General features: G+C 62.8%; 2 protein-coding genes. One reads left to right on the top strand and one right to left on the bottom strand.

The window, feature by feature from the left end:
- Window positions 1-24: 24 nt before the first annotated feature.
- Window positions 25-2,484 carry a TonB-dependent siderophore receptor gene (locus tag ACK6BI_RS10315; RefSeq protein ID WP_409316998.1) on the top strand — a complete coding sequence of 820 codons (2,460 nt, stop codon included), beginning with the start codon at window positions 25-27 and terminating at the stop codon, window positions 2,482-2,484.
- A 124-nt stretch (window positions 2,485-2,608) separates the two neighbouring features.
- On the opposite strand, the gene ACK6BI_RS10320 is transcribed toward ACK6BI_RS10315, so the two are convergent.
- Entirely contained in the window at window positions 2,609-3,568 is a 960-nt protein-coding gene (locus ACK6BI_RS10320; protein ID WP_409316999.1) for an alpha/beta hydrolase, read from the bottom strand.
- Between the last annotated feature and the right edge of the window lie 66 nt (window positions 3,569-3,634).

Below are 3,634 nucleotides of genomic sequence, written 5' to 3' on the forward strand. Positions count from 1 at the left end.
AACACTTTCAAGAGTAGAAGAACAATGCCCGCACCGCACGGACTCCACCCGCTCGCCAAGGCTCTGCTGATCCGCCGCTCCTTGCGCACTACCCTTCCCGCTTTTTGCGCCATGGCGTTGACCCTGCCGGTGATCGGTCAGGTGCAGGCCGCCGCGGTGGCGATCAATATTCCTGCACAGTCGCTGGGGAGCGCACTGCAGGAATTCGGTCGCCAGACCAATCTGCAAGTGCTCTACAGCCCGGACGACGTCAGCGGCCTGCGCAGCACCGCCGTCAGTGGCAGCCTGGAGCCGACCGCCGCCATCGCGCAATTGCTGCAGGGCACCGACATCGCCTACAGCGTGCAGGGCAACAATGTAGCGTTGCGCGCCCGCAGCAACGGCGCGGCCCTTGACCTGGCACCGACCAGCATCACCGCCGCCGGAGAATCGGCCTGGGGTCCGGTGGACGGAATCGTCGCCAAACGCAGCGCCACCGGTTCCAAGACCGATACCGCGCTGAAGGAAATTCCGCAGACCATCAACGTCGTCACCCAGGACGAAATCAAGATGCGCGGTTCACAATCGGTCACCGAAGCCCTGCGCTACACCGCCGGCATGACCGGCGGCGGCTTCTCCGACCGGGTGAAGATTTTCGATGAGCCGACGTCTCGCGGCTTCTCGCCAACCCCGCTGTACCTCGACGGCCTGCACCTGCCCTACGGCGGTGGCAGCACCGGTGGTTCGCTGCAGATCGACCCGTACAGCCTGGAGCGCATCGAAGTGCTGAAGGGCCCGGCATCGGTGCTGTATGGCCAGAACCAGCCGGGCGGTATCGTCAACATGGTCAGCAAGCGTCCGACCGCCACACCGCTGCATGAAGTGATCGTCGGTGGCGGCAGCTACGACCGCAAATACGGCGCCTTCGACCTCGGCGGCCCGCTCGACGACCAGGGCGAATTGCTTTATCGCCTGACCGGTGTGGTCAACGACAGCAACTCGCAGATCGACTACGCCGACCAGAAACGCATGATGCTCGCGCCCAGCCTGACCTGGCTGCCGAACGACCGCACCAGCATCACCCTGTACGGCCAGTACCAGAAAGACCACGACACCCCGGAAGCCCAGGGCCTGCCGGCCAACGGCACCGTATACCGCAGCGCCAACGGTCGCATCAGCCGCAGCCTGTTCCTCGGCGAGCCGAACGTGAACAAGTACGACCGCGAACAGTTCGTGCTCGGCTACGAGATCTCCCACGAACTCAACGACGTCTGGACCCTCAAGCAGAACGCCCGCTACGCGCAGCTCAACGACCGTTACATCGCGCCGCTGCACGGCTATTCCTTCGAACCGAATCCGGTCACCGGTGCCGATGATGAAAGCCGTCAGACCCGCTTTGGCGTGGACTGGGCCCAGGACAACAAGGTCTTCGGTGTCGATAACATCGCCCAGGCCAAATTCAAGACCGGCGAGCTGGATCACACCCTGCTGCTGGGCGTGGACTACTACCACTTCAACTCCAAGTTCCTCGGTCGCTATGACCGGACCGGCCCGGCCATCGACCTGTACAACCCGGTCTACGGCAGCGAGTTCAACTTCCGCCAGCCTTACCGTTGGGACAACACGATCAAGCAGACCGGCCTGTACACCCAGGATCAGATGCGCTGGAACCAGTGGTTCCTGACCGTCGGCGGTCGCTATGACTTTGCCGAAACCATCAACAAGGAACCGCTGGGCGGCAACCGTTCGAACATCAAGGACGAGAAGTTCACCGGACGCGCGGGCTTTGGCTACGAGTTCGAAAACGGTCTGACGCCGTACGTCAGCTACGCCGAATCGTTCCTGCCACAGACCGGCGCCGACATGAACGGCCGTCCGTTCGAACCGACCGAGGGCAAGCAGTACGAAGTCGGTATCAAGTACGAGCCAAGCTTCGTCGACGGTTTCATCCAGCTGTCGGCTTACCAGATCGATCAGAACAACATGCTGACCAACGACCTGCAGAACCCGGGCTTCAGCAGCCAGAGCGGTTCGGTGCGCTCGCGCGGCGTGGAACTGGAAGGCAAGGTCAACGTCACCCGGAACCTGCGTGTGCTGGCTTCGGTGTCGCGCAACCAGATCAAATGGCGCAGCGTCAACGACGGTCGCGAAGGTCGCACCCTAGCCATGAGCCCGCCGCTGACCGCCTCGGCGTGGGTCAACTACGACTTCGACGTATCCACCCCGCTGGCCGGTCTGGGCATGGGCCTGGGTACCCGCTACGTGCGCAGCAGCTACGGCTCGGACTACGAGGAGGATTCCTTCCAGATCCCGTCCTATACCGTGTATGACGCCATGGTCTCCTACGACCTGGAGAAATCGCCGCTGCACGTCAAAGGCGTGAAAGTGAAGATGAACCTGGAAAACCTCGCCGACAAGAAGTACGTCGCCAGCTGCAACAGCACCCTGGACTGCTACTACGGCGAAGGCCGCACCATGACCGCCGACGTGACCTACAACTGGTAACACGCGCGGTACCAGACAAAACGCCGGCGTCTGCCGGCGTTTTGCTGTCTGCCCGAACGCAAATCCCGGACAAAAGAAAAGGGCCGCAGACAGCGGCCCTTTTCAGTCCCTCGAAGAACCTGTGCTAACGCGCCGCGAACACCTGCGCCAACCGCTCGGCGATATGCTGCTGCGCCTCTTCGGCCTCATCGATGATCGCGCCCATGCGCATGAAGTCATGGGTCATGCCTTCGTACACCTTCAACTCGACTTCGACACCCGCCGCCTGCAAATGCCGGGCATACGCCACGCCTTCGTCGTGCAGCGGATCGCACTCGGCCAGCACCAGCAGCACCGGTGCCATATTGGCCGGGACTTTACCCAGCAACGGCGAAAAGCGCGGATCGAGACGGTCGGCTGCCTCACGCTGATAGTGGTCGTAGAACCAGTTCAGCGAGGCCTTCTCCAGCAGATAGCCTTCGGCATAACGCTCGATGGTGGGCGTGCTGCGACTGGCGTCGGTGACCGGGTAGATCAGCACCTGCAAACGCGGCTGCACCGGAGCACCGGCCAGTTGTGCAGCCAGCACCGTGGCCAGGCTGCCACCGACGCTGTCGCCGGCAATCGCCAGACGCTCAGTGTCCAGACCCAGGTCCCGAGCACTGGCCACCAGCCAGTCCCAGGCGTCCTGCGCATCGTCTGCCGCGGTGGGAAAACGGAACGCCGGCGCCAGTCGATAGGCCACCGACAGCACCACACAATCGGCCATCGACGCCAGCGCCCGGCACAGCGAATCATGGGAGTCGAGGCTGCCGACCACATAACCGCCGCCATGGAAATACAACAACGCAGGGCGCCCGGCCCCGGTTCTCAACGGCTGATTACTGTAGATCCGCGCGGCCAGCAGCGAACCGTCGCGTACCGGCAATTGCAGCTCATCGACCACAGCAAGGTCTTCGCCTCCGGCGTCCATCAGCAAAGACGACTGATCGAACTGCTCGCGGGCCTGTTCAGGGGTCAGCTCATGCATGCCCACGCGTTTGCCACTGGCCCGGCCGTTGCCGACCAGTTGCAGGAACGCGGCGATATCAGGATTCAACGACATTCAATTTCTCCAGACGACTCGGGCGCCATAGGCGCCCGGGTCGTGTTTGCGATGACAGAGCGGGTT

Origin of the sequence: Pseudomonas sp. KCJK9016 (genome assembly GCF_046231795.1) — a bacterium.
GTDB classification, from domain to species: Bacteria; Pseudomonadota; Gammaproteobacteria; order Pseudomonadales; family Pseudomonadaceae; genus Aquipseudomonas; species Aquipseudomonas bananamidigenes.